The organism is Candidatus Poriferisodalis sp. (genome assembly GCF_965262965.1).
Taxonomy (GTDB): domain Bacteria; phylum Actinomycetota; class Acidimicrobiia; order Acidimicrobiales; family Poriferisodalaceae; genus Poriferisodalis.
This window is the reverse complement of record NZ_OZ253573.1, coordinates 792,535-808,470: the sequence shown is the minus strand read 5'-3', so window position 1 is coordinate 808,470 and position 15,936 is coordinate 792,535. Positions and strand designations below refer to the sequence as shown.

Sequence of the window (15,936 nt, the reverse complement as noted above, 5' to 3'; positions counted from 1 at the left end):
CTCGGCTATTCGGGGGTTCCGGCCATCTGTTGCCGCATTTTGGCCGATGGGGGTCCGGCTGTGCCCCAGCGATCGGACAGCTCCGGTGTACGTGGCCAAGCCCGCGGCACCCAAGTGGCCTCGTCGACCTGTTGCACCTCGGCGGTGACCTCGGGCACAGTGCCCGCGGGGTCCACGAAGTAGCCGAACGCGTTGTTGCCTGGCCCGTGCCGGCCGGGACCCCAGCCGACGGTGTGTCCCGCCCGGGTGAGCCGGCCGAGCGACGTCATGTACGCGTCGAGCGAAGAGACCTCGTACGCGACGTGGTTCAGGGACGCCCACTCGGCTCGGTTGAACGCAATGGAGTGATGGTCGGCGTTGCAGCGCAGGAACACCATCTGGCGTTCGCTCCAGTCGCTCACTCGGAAACCCAGCAGCTCGCACCACCATTGGCAGAGCGCCTCGATGTCGGCGGTGTTGAGCACGACGTGAGCGATCTTGGTGGGGGTCGCATCGGCCGGCAGTGCCGACACGGCCTCGAGGCACGCGGCCAACTCGACGACCCGGCCTTCAGGGTCGGCAATGCGAAAGCCGTAGCCCTCACCTGGTCGGTCCAGCGCCGCAGGCTCGCTGAGCAGGGTTACGCCGCGGCCCGCCAGCACGGAGGCTGCTGCGTCGACGGCCCGGTTGTCGGCGAGTCCGAAGCTGATGTGGTCAATGCCGTTGCGATCGGCTCGATGCAGCTCCAGCACATGGTGTTCGGCGCCTGTGGCGCGCAGCACTGCGTTGTGAGCATCAGAATCTCCTAGCCGCTGCAGCCCCCACGGCCCGGCGTAGTAGTCGACGCACTCGTCGAATGCGCTGCATCGCACTGCGATGTGCCGCAAGTGAGTGACCGCCCATGCAGGCTGGCCAGAGCTGACGCTCACTTGGTGTCCCGGGCGGCATCGAGCGCGGCAAGAAAGGTCTCACCGGTCAGCGGCATCGAGGTCACGCGCACACCGGTCGCATCGGCAATGGCATTCGCGATGGCCGATGCCACGGGCAGCATCGCTCCTTCACCGAGGCCTTTCGACCCGAACGGTCCCGGTCCGTGCCCCTGTTCCTGGGTGATCGAGACGAACTCCGCCGGCAGATCGCTGGATCGGGGCACGCGGTAGTCGACAAGCCTCCCGTTGGCAAGCACAGGGCCATCGAAGCGCATGGTCTCGAACAGAGCACCGCCAAGCCCCATGATCGCGGCACCCTCGTCCTGGCCACGGCAGGCTCCGTCGTGCAGCACAGTCCCCGCATCGCCGGACACCACCAAGCGGTGCACGGTGACCACTCCGGTGTCGGCGTCGACGGAGACTTCCGCAGCCCCCCAGCCGTACTCCCACGACACGCATGGTGATTCGAGCGGGGCCCGGCTGTCGCTGGGAGCCTTGAAGAAGCCCTCGCCGGTGAACTCGTATCCGGTCCCGCCGTAGGTGCTCATGACCAGTGGGGCAAGCGGGCGGCGGTCCGGTTCGCCGGCGCCGTCCTGGGGTGAGACCAGCACCATGCCGTCGGTGAAATCGGTGCGCTCCACCGGTACCTCCAGCGCTGTAGCTGAGAATTGCAGGATGCGCAGACGAGCGGCCTCGGCGGCTTTCTGCACGGCCTGACCCATCACCGAGATGGACGAGGAGGCATTCGTGCCTTGGTCGAACGGGGTGTGGTCGGTGTCGAGGTCAGACCAATGGACCCGTGATCGGGGCACGTCGAGCACACGAGCCGCGACCTCACGCAACGCTGTCTGGGCGCCCTGGCCCATCTCGACGGTGCCGCATTGCACCCACGCATCGCCGCTGGTGGCCACCTTGATACGGGCTTGTGCCGGCTTGTTGACCCCGCCCGAATCCTTGAAGCCCACTGCCACGCCTCGGCCTCGGCCCGCAGGGCGCGCCTGGTCCATGCCGATGCGGTCGGCCACGAGCTCGAGTCCCTCAGCGAGGTCGGAGTCCATGGCCGATTCGCCCGGCACGTAGGCCTCGCCCAATCCGATCAGGTTGCGGCGGCGAAGCTCGACGGGGTCAATTCCCAGCCGTTCGGCGATCATGTCGATCTGGCTCTCGCAGGCGAAGTTGGCCTGGGGGCCGCCGAAGCCCCGGAACGGGCCCGCGGGAGTGGTGTTCGTGAGCACCGCATCGGTGACCGTGCGGATGTGCTGCCATCGGTACGGCCCGGCGACCCGGTAGCCCGCCTTCTCTGCAACCAGGGGACTCGCATCGGCATAGGCACCCGCGTCGAGCAGCACCTCGGCCTCGCGGGCTACCAGGGTGCCGTCGGACATCACGCCGGTGCGCAACCTCAGACGTGCGTTGTGCTGGCGCATGGTCAAGAAGCCCTCGTCCATCGTGAGGCAGTACCGAACCGGCGCTCCGGCCTTGCGTGCGAGCAGCGCCGCTATCGGCTCGGTCTTGCAGCCGTTCTTGGCGCCGAAGCCGCCTCCGAGATAGCTGACCTGCATGCGCACCCGGTGCTCGCCGATGCCCAGCAGGCGTGCCATCTCCTTGCGGACCGGGAACGGGTTCTGGCAGCTCGACCAGAGCTCGAGGCGGCTGTCGTCAGATGTGCCGCCCGCCCATCGGGCCACTGCGACGAACGGTTCGAGATGCAGGTGCTGCTGGCGGCCGTCGAAGCCGAACTCGTCAACGAAGACGTGGTCGCAACAATCGAAGGCCGCAGGGTCGCCGGTCTCGTAGGCGAACCGGTAGCAGACATTGGGCCTGGGCCGGGTACCGCCGCTGGCGCCTTGCCCGTAGACGGGAGTCATAGCCAGCGGCGCTTCGGGGAATATCTCAGGTGCGTTGTCGGCGAGTGCTGCGTCGAAGTCGGCCACAGGGGGTAACAGCTTGTAGTGGACCTTCACACGCGACAGGGCGCGCGCCGCTGCCAGCTCGGTGTCCGCGGCGATCGCGACTACGGAGTCTCCGACGTAACGCACTCGATCGAGTGCCAGGATCGGCTGGTCCTTCACGAAGTAGCCGTAGCTGTGCGACGCCACGAGCGGTCGATCTGCGGGTCGATGCTGCACGTCGCCGCCGGCCCAGCGCTCACGAAGCTCGGTGTCGAGCAGATCGCGCCGTGTCAGGATGGCCCGAACGCCCGGGGTCTGCTCGGCCTCGACCGTGTCGATGCGGGTGACGAGCGCGTGCGGGTGGGGCGAGCGCAGCACCTTGGCGTGCAGCATCCCGGTGATCGCGACGTCGACCGCGTACGGAGCAGTGCCGGAAACCTTCGCCGCAGCGTCCGAGCGCGTCATTGCGTCTCGTCCTGCGCAGAATCGGGCGCGGAGCGCAGCGCAGCAGCGGCAGCTTCGACTGCCTCGATGATCATCAAGTAGCCAGTGCAGCGGCAGACGTTCGAATCGAGCCAGTCGCAGATGGTCGTGCGGTCAGGGTCGGGATGGCGCGCCAGCAGGGCGCTCGCGGTGAGGATCAGGCCGGGCGTGCAGTAGCCGCACTGGAAAGCGCTCAGCTCGGCGAATGCTCGCTGGACCGCCGGCAGTGCAGCGGCAGGACCAGTCACGACGTCGCCGGCCGCTGCCGAGCGGCCCGATTCGATCGTGAGCACGTCACGACCGACGGTCTGCCAGGCGAATGTGGAGCACGACGCGATGGGATAGCTGTCGGCGAGCACAGTGCAGGCACCGCAGACGGCCTGGTCACAGCCGACGCGAGTGCCCCCCAAGCCGGCGCGTGACTTGATGGTGTCCACCAGCATCTCCGACGCCGGCACAGTGACGCTGAGCGGTAGCCCATTGAGCCGCAGCTCGATGTCCACTGAGCCGTCCGACGGGGAGTCCGCAGGCTGGCCGGATGCCGCTAGGGCGTCGCTGTGCGGTGCACCAGGCCGAGGCGGATCGTCGTCTCCGTAGCCACCCTGATCAGCCCCACCTGTGGCATGGCGCTGCAGACATCGGCCGACAAGGACTTCGATGACACGGCGTCGGTAGGCGGTCGAAGCGAAGACGTCATCGGTCGGATCGGCTAGTTCGCCGAGTCCAGCGCGTACAGCGTCGGCATCCGCAGCGCCATTCGGGAACACCTCGACATCGGGATAGGCGCAGCCGATTGCAATGTGGTTGTCGCCGACAGCCACAGAGGCAACCGGCTTCAACGATCGGTCATAGACGACACGGCCGGCGAGCGGCACCTCACAACCGACGAGCAGGCGGTCGCGTGGCCGGTCCGCCACGGTGCAGCGACGCTCGGAGCCATCGGGCTCGACGAAGACCAGCACCGCGCCGGCGGCGGCCAGGATCGGTGCGGCGTCGTAGCCAGCGTCGAACGCCATGAGGTTGCCCCCCAGCGTGCCGGTGGACCGGATGCGCACGTTGCCGATAGTCCGCCATGCATCAGCGAGGTCCGGTCGGTGAGTCCACACAAGTCGATCGCTCTCGATCCGGGCGTGGGTGACGGCCGCACCGATGAACAGCACACCGTCCCCCAGCGAGATCTCATCGAGCAACGCCAGCCCGTCGGCGGATCCACGCCCGGGCCTGCACAACGGGACGAGGCTTGGGGCCACCTCGCCAGAACGGAGCCGCTGTGCAACGTCGATCCCGCCGGCATGCGCCCACGCGCCCGCAGCGATCATCGAAGCGGCCTCTGCCAGCGAGGCAGGTCGGTTCAACGAGAACGGCTCGATGCCCAGATGGCTCCGGGAGATCAGTCCAGCCGGAGCCGCGTTTGCAGCGGGATCAGCGTCGGCCTTCATGTCGGAGTCGTCGGTGGCATCTCGACCGGGGGAACGAACGGCACCGGCATGGGTCCGAGCGCCTCGCAGTCCACCCGGATCATCTGCGGGCATCCTGCTGCGGTCGTGGTTTCGAACGCGCTGGCGAATTCCTCGGGCGTCGATACATCGAAGTAGCCGAAATCGAACGCTGCCGCTGCCGCAGCCAGGTCCGGGGTGAACAGATCCACGCCGGAGCGGCGACCGAGGTGCCGGTCTTGCGTGTTGCGCAGCACCCCGTAGCCGCCGTCATCGAAGGCCACGATGGTGACGGACAGGTCTTCTTGGGCCAGCGTGGCCAGTTCGCCGAGTTGGGAGACGAGACCCCCGTCGCCCACCACCACCATGGTCGGCTCATCTGCACGGGCAACGGCTGCGCCGATCGACATCCCGACGGCCTGTCCAATGCCGCCTCCTCGGGGAACCACATTCGTGGAGGAGTCGATCACGGGCAGCAGACGATTGCCCCACGAACTGTTCGGGATGGTGATATCGCGCACGCGGGGTGACCGGTCGCCGAGCACGTTCGCCATGATGTCGCAGATTGACGCGTACGGCCCGATGTCGCGCCGCAGCTGGGCCCTGCACTGTTCGCGTGCGGCAGTAATGCTTCCTCGCCACTGGGGCTGGCAAGCACCCGGACGGCCGGCAAGCCGGTCCACGAGCGAGGCGATCACTGTGCATGCGTCGCCCACGATCCCGACCTCTGCGAGGTAGACGCGCCCGATTGCTGCTGGGTCGATGTCGATCTGAATGTGGGCAGGGGGCACCGCGAGTCGGTAGCTGCGGGTCTCGTTCGAGCGGAAGTGCGTGCCGACCGAGATGAGCAGGTCGGCGTGGGCAAGCAGCTCGGCTCCTGTTGCAGACGCTGCGAAATTGCCGATGACGCGGTCGTCGGTCTCGGGCACGACGCCACGGCCCGCGTTGGAGGTGAACAGGCCGGCACCTGTGCAGCGCAAGAGCTCGTCAATCGGGCCGCTGCAATCGATGGCGCCCCCTCCTGCCCACACCAAGGGGCGCTCCGCTGCGGCAATGAGCTCGGCGACCCGATCCAGCGTTGCCTCGTCGGGCTCAGGCGCACCCTCGATGTTGGCCGAATTCGGCTTCGTGGCGGCGGCCTCAGCGCCATTGTGTGACGGTGCTGGCTCGCCGTATTGCAGGTCGATCGGCCATTCCAAGCTGACGGGGCCACGCGGGTGCTGGGCCAGTCGCCCGGCGGCTCGGGCGAAGTCGTCCGCGGCATCGGGCCCGACGGTCGCCGCCCATACCGAGCAGGACCGCAGCATCCCCAACTGGTCACGGGTCTCGTGAATGACCCCACGGCCGGCGCCGAGATGCTCGCTGGGAATCTGACCGGTGACGTGCAGCACGGGCGAACCAGCCGTGAGCGCCTCCACCAGCGCGCCGGCTGCATTCGCTGCGCCGGTACCCGTCGAAGTCACCGCGCACCCGGGCGTGCGTCGGACCCGGGCGTAGCCGTCGGCCGCGTTCACCGCGGCTGCTTCGGTGCGCGTGGGAACCCACCGCAAGCGATGCGCCAGCGCGTCGACCAGCGGGAGATTGTGGACGCTCACCACACCGAAGGCAACATCGATGCCGAGCGATTTCAGCACCTCGACGAGCAAGTTGCCGCCGTTTCTTGGCTGGGCTGCGCTCATGGCATCACGAATCCGCCGTCGACGACGATCGTCTGCCCGGTGATGTAGGCAGCAGCATCCGAGAGCAGGAATGTCACAGTGCCTGTCACATCACCGGGCTGCTGCGGCCGGCTGATCGCTCGATTCTCTGCGTACAGAGCGTGCCGCTCGGCGGGGATCTGCTTAGACGAGGGCCCCTCGACGAGACCGGGCGCAACGGCGTTGACGGTGATGCCGTGGTCGCCCAGCTCGCGGGCCATCGCCCGCGTGAGAGCAATGAGCGAGCCTTTCGAAGCGATGTAGTGCGAGAGGCGCGGCGAGCCGTACAGCGCAGCATCCGAGGCGATGTTGACGATCCGGCCTTCGCCCGCAGCCAGCAGCTGCGGAACCAGCGCCCGACTCACCAGCCACGGTCCGCGAGCATTGGTGGCCTGAATGCGATCCCATTCGACGGGCGTGATATCCCAGAACGTCTTTCCGCCCACGGCGTCGGCCAGTCCGGCATTGTTCACGACGCCCCAGAGGGCCCCCCCGGAGCCGAGACGCTCGGCCAGATCGGCGACTGAGTCTTCATCGCTCACATCGGTCGGGACGAACTCGGCGGCGCCGCCGCTGGTCCGGATCTCGCTGACGACACGTTCGCCTCGTTCGGGAAACAGCTCGGCCACGATGACCGACCCGCCTTGCGAAGCGATCGCGTGTGCCATTGCTTCGCCGAGCCCGCGCCCGGCACCGGTGACGACGACACGGCGACCGCGCAGGCTCATGATCGAGGATCGAGTGGGTGGCTCAGTCCCGCGTGATCCCCGCCATGGGGGAATGCGGGGGGTAGGTGGGCAACTGCGGCCTCGACGCCCCGAGCATCACCACGAACAGCGCGTCGGTGTCACCGACGTTGCGCAGCGACCGGGCGGTGCCGGCGGGGATCTTGATCAGGTCGCGATAGCCGAGCAGCCGGCTGGCGGAGTTGTCTTCGTCATAGATCGTGACTTCGAGCTCGCCTTCGAGCACAAAGAACGCCTCCTCCACGTCATGGTGAGTGTGCTCGGGACCCTCGGCGCCCGGTGGCAGCAGCATGTTGGAGAACGTGAAGTGCTCGGCGGCCAGGGCTTGCTCGTCGCCCTCATGATTGCCGGTGCCGCCCGAGCCGATATAGCGGATCTGGGCGCGCCGGTACTGTGGTCCCGCCTTGGTTTGGAACGCCAGCGTGTCCCAATCCTCCCGCCGGGTGTCGCGCATAGCGCACATGGAGTCGATGCGCGCCATGAGGTGTCGTGATTCCTGGGGTGACGTATCCATTGCTTTGATCGGGTCGGCGGCGGTCTGGCTCATCGTTCGTGTCCTGGGGTCGTCAACGGTTGGCGGCTAGGTGCGGGTCGGCGTCAGTCGGCGAGCGCTACGGGCGCCTGAATCGACTCGGGTGCCAGCCCAAACCGTGCCCGTTGTGCCTCGAAGTCTGGTTCGAGCGCCCGGCGCAAGTGGACCACGGGCCGGTCGGCTTGGGCGAGATGCTCGTCACGCCGAGCCTCCTCAACGGTGCGCAGGCTCTCGAGCATCTCCTTGTCCTGGTTGAGCACGTGGAGATGGGTGCCGCGCAGGCGCAGCCGGTACAGCGCCCGCCAGATGCGGCGCTCCCGGCCCGCCACCTCCCGAAAACGCGGGAAGTGCACGAGCGTTGCAGCGTTGTCGCGTGGCGTCAGGAATCCCAGGATCCGCAGCGGGGGACCGGGCCCGGCACTGGGCGGCAGCGGGATATCGAGACGAACGTAGGCAAGTGCACCCGTGTGGATATCGATCCAGTCGAAGTTGGTGCCCGCCTGGTCGCGCCGGCGAATTTCGAAGCCGTCCTCGTGATCGTCGACAACGACGCGGTCGTCGGTGATCCCATCGTTCAGCGTGATCGAGCGTGCGTGCAGGAACGGCGCATGCATGAGATCCACGAGATTCTCGAGCGCGAGCAGCCAGTTCGCGCCCCATTCCACGGTCTCGGGAAATGTCGAGTAGCGGCTGTCGCTGAACTCCGTCGGAAGGTCGAGCGGAGCAGCCTCGGCTTCGCCGATCCAGGCCCACAGGTAGCCGGCCTGCTCAACGACTGGGTAGCTCACGCTGACCCGCGTCCGTTCGGCCAGCGAGCACGCACCTCCCTGGGACGGCACCGAGATGCACTGCCCGTCGCCGTCGAAGCGCCAGTGGTGGTAGCTGCATCGCAGCTCCCCATCCACGACATCGCCGATCGACAGCCGGGCTCCTCGATGGGGGCACAGATCGCCCATGAGGCGTGGCGCGTCGCTGCCGTCGCGCCAGAGCACCAAGTCTTCGCCGAGCAGGCGAGTCGCCACGGGTTCGTCGGACACCAGGTTCGAGGTGCCGAGCAGGTACCAGCGGTCTCGCAGCCCGAGCCTCGGGTCGCCCTTCGGCAACTCGGGCGACGGCAGCCAGGCCGGTGGTCGCCGCGCGATTCGCCGGGTCCCGATGCCGGTGTACTGCGAGACGCCAGCCCGTGCGCGCCCGGTCAACGCCCGAGCGGTCTGCTCCAACGTCGGTCGGGCGGGCACCGGCGTCTCAGTCCCCGGCGAGGTGCGCCACCCGCGGCATGACGTCATTGGCCAGCAGATCCATCGACCGCCTCCACGCTTGTGCCGTCTCAGGCGTTTCTGCGTAGTCGAAGCAGAACAGAAGCAGGTGGCCGAAACCGCCCACGTCGGCGTACACCTTCTCGATGTCTGCAGCGACCGTCTCGGGGGAGCCGATGAACCAGTTGTTGCGGGCGCAGTACTCGACGGTCACTTCGCCGCCGACGGGCGGGTTGCGCTCGTCGATGAGGAACTTGTGAAAGTCGAACGCGCCGAGCAGCGGGATGAAGTAGTCGGTCATCATCCGGCCCATCATCCCGCCGTAGGACAGCTCCCAGGCTTCCTCGTCGGTGGGGGCCACGAACACTTCACGCACCATGCGCCACTCGCTGCGGCTGGCCTCGCGTCCAGCACGACGAGCGCCGGCTTCGTAGGAGTCCCAATGCCCGCTGACGTACTGCGGGTTGAGATTCAGGCTCATCGGGATCCAGCCCTTTTCCCCGGCCATCTCGAGCGTCGGCGATGGCGAGTTCAGTCCGGCGACACCGATCGGCGGGTGCGGCTGCTGCAGCGGCCGCAGGTGATGCACGAGCTCCATGTCGGGCATGCCATGGGGTACCGAGCCCTTCCAGTGTTTTCCCTCGTGTGTCCAGCCGGGTTCCTGGCTCCACATGTTCAGGATGAACTCAACGGCTTCCTGGGTCATTTCGCGGTTCTCGCCGGCCATGCCGTCAACACCGAACATCTCCCAGTCGCTGGGCAGGCCGCTGGCCGCGACACCGAAGTTGAGACGGCCTTCGGAGAGATGGTCGAGCAGGGAGATGCGATTCGCCAGCTCCGCGGGGTGGTAGTAGGGCAGCAGGAAGCCGCCGGGACCGATCCGGATGTTCTTGGTGCGACGCAGCGCCTCGATCGTCAGCAAGTCCGGCGCGGGGTGGGGCTCCCATTTCGCGGCGTGATGCTCGCCGATCCAGGCCTCGCCGAAACCGAACTCGTCAGCCCATTCGATGACCTGCAGATCCCATTCCCAGCCCTCTCGCAGATCGCGCTCGGGCGGATGGCTCGGCATCGTGAACAGTCCCAATTCCATGATCTACCCCTGTCGTCCCGGCGACGCCACGAGCCGCAGCATCTAACAGCCGAAACTTAGTGCGGCAGACAGCCGGCGGGTGTGGCGACCTGAGCGGTCGCCGGGCGTGGCTTGTTCACCGTTCGAGCGTGCCCCGGGGCACCTCTCAGTCGGGCCGCCTGCTCCCATGCCATCGGCACTATCGAGCGTCGCCCCATACATTCGTAGTGATGCTGAGCGACCGCGTCTGCGGATTGCGCGGCCGAAGTTTGCGGGACGACGTCTCGTTGGGGAGATCGGAGCGCCGAGATGCCAATTGATCCGGATCGGGAGACGTGGAAGCCGGGGATGACCTGGGAGGACGCGCTTGACGAGATCGCGTACCTCAAGGAACTGGTCGCAGAGATGGGCGGTCCCGAGCGAATCGAACGCCAGCACCACGGCGGCCGATACACGGTGCGCGAGCGCATCGCCAAGATGGCCGATCCGGATTCGTTCGTCGAGATGGGCGGGCTCATGGGCGGTCCGGAGTACGACGACGAGGGCAACATCATCGGGTTCACCCCGGGCGGTTACGTCATGGGTCTCGCTGAGCTCGACGGTCGTCCGGTGGCCATCGGGGGCGACGACTTCACGCTCTCGGGAGGCAGCCCGCACAATGTGCACAAGATCCCGCACCAGTTCGCTCAGCCATTGGCGATCCAGTACGGCATCCCGTATGTGCAGCTGCGCGAAGGCGTGGGCCACAGCTCCAAATCCGACGAGGAATCGGGCCAGATGGCCTTGCCCTCGGGCGACATGTGGTGGCAGTCAGTGGAGATGATGACCAAGGTCCCGGTGGCGTCGGGGATTATGGGCTCGGTAGCGGGCTGGCCTGCTGCAGCCGCGTTGATGTCTCACTTCACCGTGATGGTGAAAGGCCAGTCGCAGATCTTCCCGTCCGGCCCGCCGGTGGTGCAGCGCGCCATCGGGGAGACGCTCTCCAAGGAGGAACTCGGCGGCTATCGCATGCACGTCTACGAGAGCGGCCAAGTCGACAACGTCGCCGAAGACGAAGAGGACGCCTTCAACCAGATCAAGCAGTTCCTCTCGTACTTGCCGAACACCGTGTCTGTCGTGGCACCGCGGGTGGACACCGGCGATCCCCCCGATCGCCGCCCCGAAGAACTGCTCAACATCATCCCGACGAACCGTCGGGCGGGCTACGACGCCCGAGCACTCATCCGACACGTCGTCGACAACGGCGAGTTCTTCGAGATGCGTCAGCACTATGCCGGTGCGATCATCACCGGGTTTGCCCGGCTCGACGGCTACTCCGTCGGCGTCGTCGGCAACGACCCGATGCGCCTCGCGGGTGCCATGGACGGCGACGGGGCCGATAAGTACGCGCACTTCATCGACCTGTGCGACGCGTTCAACCTGCCGATGGTGATCTTTCTGGACATGCCTGGTTTCATGCTGGGCTCCGTAGCCGAGCGCAAGGCCACGATGCGCCGTGGTGTGCGTGCGTTGATTGCTTCGGCGGAAGCCAACGTGCCCAAGGTGGAGTTCAACGTCCGCAAGTCCTACGGCGTCGCAGCAGATGCGCCCAACAGCATCGGGTTGCCCCATGGGCTGAACCTGCGTTTCGGCTGGCCGGCGGGGGAGTGGGGCGGCATTCCCATCGAGGGCGGCGTCGCAGCGGCGTACCGGCGTGAGATCGAAGCCGCGCCCGACCCAGAAGCGCACCGGGAGATGATCGAGGAGCGCCTGCTGCGCCTGCGGTCGCCGTTCAAGGCCGCCATGGGTGGCGATGTCGTCGATCTCATCGACCCCCGCGAGACCCGCAGGCTGGCGTGCACGTTCGTCAAGCTCGCTCAGCCCGTTCTGGAGGAATTGGCGCGACGCCCCCACAAGCGTGCCGTCCGCCCCTGAATGCGCCTGGTCGGGCGCGCTGAAACCCTAAGAATCCCCAGTGCTCACTTGGGTTGAGCCGCGCAGCACCGCAGCGCTGACTATGTCGTGGCAGTAACCGACCGCGAGAGCTCGGTCAGTCCGAGGTGTACAGACATAGGTTCGAAGTCACGATCTGCGTGGAGCAGCTGGTGCCCGTTTTCCATGCAGAAGGTCGCGATCAACATGTCGATGGTTTTGCGGGGGGTGATGCCCTCGGCGCGTAGCTTCCGATAGTTGAGAGCGCTGGCCATGGCGATATGCCGTCCCACCATCGGCTCGTAGAACAGCGTGTCCATCGTCGCTTGGGCGCTGCGCAGGTGAGCGTCGCTTCGCAACCCTTGCAGCACCTCGGCGAGAGTCAGGTCACCGATGAGAATCGGCTGCACTCCCAGCAGCTCGTCCAGCAGATCGGTCTGGCGAGTGTCGATGCCGTTGAAGAAGTCGATCCACACCGATGAATCGACGACAATCATCGGTCAGTGCGCATCTCGTCGAGCGATCCCTCCCACGGGAGCTTGCCTCGCAGACTGCGGATGCGGCCCTGCGTCCTCGTTTGAACCAGCAGGCGAAGTCCTTCCTCCACAGCTGCACGCTTGGTGCGAAAACTGCCCCATTTCATGGCCTCAGCCATCAGTTCGTCGTCGATCTCAATGTTGGTGCGCATCGCCGCCCTCCTGAGGCCCGGTTGTCGGTGCATGCTTGCTTGTCGATGTACGCGACGTGCTCGATGTGTATATTTCGTACAAATGTACACATTGCAGAGCGAGTTGAGAAACCTCAGAAATTGAGGTGAATTCTGTTCCCACCTGAGGGCACAATCGCGGGGTGGATAGAACTGAACGTGACTGGATTCGATTCGGCGATGCCGTTATCGACTACGAAATCAGGCGCAGCACGCGTCGGCACAAGACTTTGGAGATCACCACAGGCCCGGACGGCGTGCGTGTTGCGGTCCCGGCAGCAACACGTCCTGAAGATGTGGCGGCCTTCGTGCGAAGCAAGGCGCGCTGGATTCTGGATCGCATGGCGACCGTGCCCGCCGAGCGCCCTACGCCCCCGCTGCCTGACTCGCTGCCATATCTCGGACGCAGCCTGAGCTTGTCTGCATACAGTGACGACATCGCCGACGTTGACGTGAGATTCAGACCGTGGGCACTGCAGGTGATGTTGCCGCTGAAGATGGATCCTGACGATTCGGCACTCCAGATCCGCAGCGCCATCGTCGAGTGGTACTGGCTGCGTGCTAGCGAACATGTCTCGATTGGCGTCGATCGATGGTGGCCGGTGATGGGGAACGGCGCCAAACCTGAAGTGCACCTCGGGGATCAGCGCAAACGATGGGGGAGCTGTTCCGCCAACGGGCCCATCAGGTTCAATTGGAGGCTCGTGATGCTCGAGCCGAGGTTGCTCGACTACGTCATCGTGCACGAGTTGGCCCACCTCACCGAGCTCAACCATGGGCCCGATTTCTGGGCACTGGTGAAGTCAGTGCTTCCCGATGTCGCCAAACGCAAATCGGCGCTGCGGGCCGTCACAGGAACACTGCCGCTGTGACAGCGGCCTGCTTTGGCGATCAGTCGAAGAGAAGTCGAATTCGACGATCACGAGCGCAAACCTCGCTGACCAGGGCATTAGCGTGACGCGGTGAACGATGCTGCGGGCGCTTCAAGCGCACTGAGATTCGGGTGGCTGTCGCCGTGCATCGGGAACCGGTGGAGCGACTATCGGCCGATCGTTGCCGACCAGGTCGAGGCGCTGCTGCCTGAAGTCATCGGGCATTTCGACTCGCTGTGGATCGCTGACCACTTCTACGGGTTCGACGCCAAGACCGATCCGTTTCTTGAGGCCTGGACGACCATCACCTGGTGCGCCGCGCGTCTCGACGGAGTGGATCTGTGCCACCACGTACTCGGGCACGGGTACCGCCCACCTGCGCTGACGGCGAAAATGGCAGCGACGCTGCAGTACCTGTCCGGCAATCGCTTCATCCTGGGCATCGGGGCCGGCTGGCGCGGCGACGAATACACCGCATACGGCTACGAATTCCCGTCACCGAAGGTGCGTTTCGAGCAACTCGCAGAGGTCATCACGATCTGCCGGCTCATGTGGACACAAGACGACCCGAGCTTCGAGGGCAAGCACTACCGCATAGACGGAGCGGCGGCGCCGCCACTTCCTGGTGTTCCGCCGCCGATCTGCGTCGGAGCTTCGGGCGAGCAGATCGGGCTCAAGGTGGCAGCCCGGCATGCCGACATCTGGAACACGCCGTGGCGGCGCGATCTGGAATCGCTGCGCCGCAAATGCGGGATCGTTCTGGACGAGCTCGAGCGTGTGGGGCGAGACCCCACGGGACTGGAGATGTCCACCACCGTCGAGCGGGTACTGCCCACCACCGACAGCGAGTCAGCCGAGTACGCCGAGTTCCTTGCAACGCTCGCCGAGGTCGGCATCGGGCACTTCGTGCTTGACTTCGGCAACCCTGACAGCGCCGAGCCGGCACATCGCTTCGCTGAGCAGGTCATTGCTCCGCTGCGTAGCGGCGCTATCTGAGCAGTTCGAGTCGCACGGGTTGAGCGATCCGAGCGCAGCGTCAGTCGGCCAGGAGCTCCAGCTCGGCAGGGGTCGGCGGCCAATCTGGTGTTGCGGGCGAGAGTTGCTCGGCCCGCGCCAAGGTGTCGGTGTAGGCGCCGTGTGCTGTTCGTCCGTGCGGAGTGAATGCCACGACGTCTGTGCCGATGAACTCGACTGCGACGGAGTCGCCGCGGCTCACGTCGGGATCGGGCCCGCAGCGAACTCGAAGATGCGTGCCATCGAGGTTTGCCACAACCATCGAGTCGTGGCCGTAGAACTCCACGAGTTCCACTTCGGCCGTGGTGCCGGTGGCCAGCCGGAGCTGCTCGGGTCGCAGCATGACGTCAACCGGACCGGCGCTCGTGGTGTCATCGCTTAGCTCGTGTCCGCCCGACGGCGTCGCAGGGCTGATTGGCAGACGCCCGAGCGCGGTGTGGGCAACTCCGCCCGAGGCGATGCAACGCAGCCACGATGCTGTTCCGACGAAGTCGGCCACGAACGGGTCGTTCGGTCGGCGGTAGAGACCGTCGGGCGCGTCCATTTGGGCAAGACGGCCCTCGCGCAACACACCGACGCGATCGCCGACGACGAACGCCTCATCCTGGTCGTGAGTGACGAACACCGCCGTGATCCCCAACTCGAGCAGCAGGCGACGTACCTCGCTGCGGACTTCCTCACGCAGAGACGAGTCGAGATTCGAAAACGGCTCGTCCAGCAGGAGCACGCCGGGACGAGGTGCCAAGGCCCGTGCCAGGGCGACACGCTGCTGCTGGCCTCCCGAGAGCGTCGAGGGTATCCGGTCTTCAAAGCCGGCCAAGCCCACTAGGTCGAGAGCCTCAGCGATGCGACGTGGCGTCCGCTTGGCCCGCTCGAGCCCATAGCCGACATTGCGGCCCACGGTGAGATGGGGAAACAGCGCCCAGTCCTGGAACACCATTCCGACGCGGCGGGATTCTGGTGCGATCCAGATGCCGCCCCGCCCAGACGGGCCTGCGACAAACCTGTCGCCGAGTTGGATGGTTCCCGCGAGGGGACGCTCGAGACCGGCGATCAGACGAAGCAGGGTGGTCTTGCCGCAACCGCTCGGCCCGAGCAAGGCAACCGACTCGCCAGGCTCGACGTGCAAGGACAGGTTGCACACCGAATAACCGTCGCCGGCTGGCGGAGCACCATCAGCCGGGCGCGGCACCTGAGCTTGGCTGTACGCATGTGAGACGCCGTCGAGCGTGATGGAGCGTGCAGCCGGCCAGTGGCGCTCGTGACCGCGATGACGAGGTCCAGCCGATGCCGCCGGAATGGCTGATCGTCGGCTCCGCTTCGACCGAAATGCCCGGACGGTGCGCACCGCAGCAGTATAAGCAGGCGCTTCAGGTTGTATCCAGATGGGTGAATGCTCAGTAGTGGTGAACCC

At 66.2% G+C, this 15,936-nt stretch carries 14 protein-coding genes; 3 read left to right on the top strand and 11 right to left on the bottom strand.

The window, feature by feature from the left end; translation table 11 throughout:
- Nucleotides 1-5: 5 nt before the first annotated feature.
- From ACQY5K_RS03750 to ACQY5K_RS03715, 8 genes are all read right to left on the bottom strand, one after another.
- The gene (locus ACQY5K_RS03750; RefSeq protein WP_428120183.1) at nucleotides 6-908 is read right to left on the bottom strand and encodes a VOC family protein; all 903 of its coding nucleotides are present in this window, start codon (nucleotides 906-908) and stop codon (nucleotides 6-8) included.
- The gene (locus ACQY5K_RS03745) at nucleotides 905-3,265 is read right to left on the bottom strand and encodes a xanthine dehydrogenase family protein molybdopterin-binding subunit (RefSeq protein WP_428120181.1); all 2,361 of its coding nucleotides are present in this window, start codon (nucleotides 3,263-3,265) and stop codon (nucleotides 905-907) included. The genes ACQY5K_RS03750 and ACQY5K_RS03745 overlap by 4 nt, the downstream gene beginning before the upstream one ends.
- Entirely contained in the window at nucleotides 3,262-4,722 is a 1,461-nt protein-coding gene (locus tag ACQY5K_RS03740; protein WP_428120179.1) for a 2Fe-2S iron-sulfur cluster-binding protein, read from the bottom strand. Before ACQY5K_RS03740 ends, ACQY5K_RS03745 begins: the two co-directional genes overlap by 4 nt.
- Nucleotides 4,719-6,398, bottom strand: coding sequence for a thiamine pyrophosphate-binding protein (locus ACQY5K_RS03735; protein ID WP_428120177.1), 1,680 nt, complete (start codon nucleotides 6,396-6,398; stop codon nucleotides 4,719-4,721). The genes ACQY5K_RS03740 and ACQY5K_RS03735 overlap by 4 nt, the downstream gene beginning before the upstream one ends.
- Nucleotides 6,395-7,144, bottom strand: coding sequence for a 3-oxoacyl-ACP reductase family protein (locus tag ACQY5K_RS03730; protein ID WP_428120175.1), 750 nt, complete (start codon nucleotides 7,142-7,144; stop codon nucleotides 6,395-6,397). Before ACQY5K_RS03730 ends, ACQY5K_RS03735 begins: the two co-directional genes overlap by 4 nt.
- A 22-nt stretch (nucleotides 7,145-7,166) precedes the next feature.
- A complete protein-coding gene (locus tag ACQY5K_RS03725; protein ID WP_428122531.1) occupies nucleotides 7,167-7,676 on the bottom strand; it encodes a cupin domain-containing protein in 510 nt (169 codons plus the stop codon).
- 83 nt (nucleotides 7,677-7,759) lie between these two features.
- Nucleotides 7,760-8,932 (bottom strand): Rieske 2Fe-2S domain-containing protein, encoded by a 1,173-nt coding sequence (locus ACQY5K_RS03720; protein WP_428120173.1) that lies wholly within the window; start codon nucleotides 8,930-8,932, stop codon nucleotides 7,760-7,762.
- 7 nt (nucleotides 8,933-8,939) lie between these two features.
- A complete protein-coding gene (locus ACQY5K_RS03715; RefSeq protein ID WP_428120171.1) occupies nucleotides 8,940-10,040 on the bottom strand; it encodes an LLM class flavin-dependent oxidoreductase in 1,101 nt (366 codons plus the stop codon).
- Nucleotides 10,041-10,328: 288 nt separating this feature from the next.
- Between ACQY5K_RS03715 and ACQY5K_RS03710 the strand changes: the two genes are divergently transcribed.
- Nucleotides 10,329-11,933, top strand: coding sequence for an acyl-CoA carboxylase subunit beta (locus tag ACQY5K_RS03710; protein ID WP_428120169.1), 1,605 nt, complete (start codon nucleotides 10,329-10,331; stop codon nucleotides 11,931-11,933).
- An 80-nt stretch (nucleotides 11,934-12,013) separates the two neighbouring features.
- Here ACQY5K_RS03710 and vapC read toward each other — a convergent pair whose 3' ends face one another.
- Nucleotides 12,014-12,427, bottom strand: a complete 414-nt coding sequence (vapC, locus tag ACQY5K_RS03705) for a type II toxin-antitoxin system VapC family toxin (protein WP_428120167.1) — start codon at nucleotides 12,425-12,427, stop codon at nucleotides 12,014-12,016.
- Nucleotides 12,424-12,618 carry a type II toxin-antitoxin system VapB family antitoxin gene (locus ACQY5K_RS03700; protein ID WP_428120165.1) on the bottom strand — a complete coding sequence of 65 codons (195 nt, stop codon included), beginning with the start codon at nucleotides 12,616-12,618 and terminating at the stop codon, nucleotides 12,424-12,426. The genes vapC and ACQY5K_RS03700 overlap by 4 nt, the downstream gene beginning before the upstream one ends.
- A gap of 161 nt (nucleotides 12,619-12,779) precedes the next feature.
- On the opposite strand from ACQY5K_RS03700, the gene ACQY5K_RS03695 reads away from it, so the two are divergent.
- Complete coding sequence (locus ACQY5K_RS03695; RefSeq protein WP_428120163.1) at nucleotides 12,780-13,508, top strand: M48 family metallopeptidase; 729 nt, start codon at nucleotides 12,780-12,782, stop codon at nucleotides 13,506-13,508.
- A 90-nt stretch (nucleotides 13,509-13,598) separates the two neighbouring features.
- Nucleotides 13,599-14,504, top strand: a complete 906-nt coding sequence (locus ACQY5K_RS03690; protein ID WP_428120161.1) for an LLM class flavin-dependent oxidoreductase — start codon at nucleotides 13,599-13,601, stop codon at nucleotides 14,502-14,504.
- 40 nt (nucleotides 14,505-14,544) lie between these two features.
- On the opposite strand, the gene ACQY5K_RS03685 is transcribed toward ACQY5K_RS03690, so the two are convergent.
- Nucleotides 14,545-15,870, bottom strand: coding sequence for an ABC transporter ATP-binding protein (locus ACQY5K_RS03685; protein WP_428120159.1), 1,326 nt, complete (start codon nucleotides 15,868-15,870; stop codon nucleotides 14,545-14,547).
- Nucleotides 15,871-15,936: the final 66 nt, after the last annotated feature.

What these genes read in the sequence shown, in the direction of transcription:
- ACQY5K_RS03745 (WP_428120181.1), bottom strand. Translation starts at nt 3,265, where the DNA reads ATGACGCGCTCGGACGCTGCGGCGAAGGTTTCCGGCACTGCTCCGTAC.
- ACQY5K_RS03740 (WP_428120179.1), bottom strand. Translation starts at nt 4,722, where the DNA reads ATGAAGGCCGACGCTGATCCCGCTGCAAACGCGGCTCCGGCTGGACTG.
- ACQY5K_RS03735 (WP_428120177.1), bottom strand. Translation starts at nt 6,398, where the DNA reads ATGAGCGCAGCCCAGCCAAGAAACGGCGGCAACTTGCTCGTCGAGGTG.
- ACQY5K_RS03730 (WP_428120175.1), bottom strand. Translation starts at nt 7,144, where the DNA reads ATGAGCCTGCGCGGTCGCCGTGTCGTCGTCACCGGTGCCGGGCGCGGG.
- ACQY5K_RS03725 (WP_428122531.1), bottom strand. Translation starts at nt 7,676, where the DNA reads ATGGATACGTCACCCCAGGAATCACGACACCTCATGGCGCGCATCGAC.
- ACQY5K_RS03715 (WP_428120171.1), bottom strand. Translation starts at nt 10,040, where the DNA reads ATGGAATTGGGACTGTTCACGATGCCGAGCCATCCGCCCGAGCGCGAT.
- ACQY5K_RS03710 (WP_428120169.1), top strand. Translation starts at nt 10,329, where the DNA reads ATGCCAATTGATCCGGATCGGGAGACGTGGAAGCCGGGGATGACCTGG.
- vapC (WP_428120167.1), bottom strand. Translation starts at nt 12,427, where the DNA reads ATGATTGTCGTCGATTCATCGGTGTGGATCGACTTCTTCAACGGCATC.
- ACQY5K_RS03700 (WP_428120165.1), bottom strand. Translation starts at nt 12,618, where the DNA reads ATGCGCACCAACATTGAGATCGACGACGAACTGATGGCTGAGGCCATG.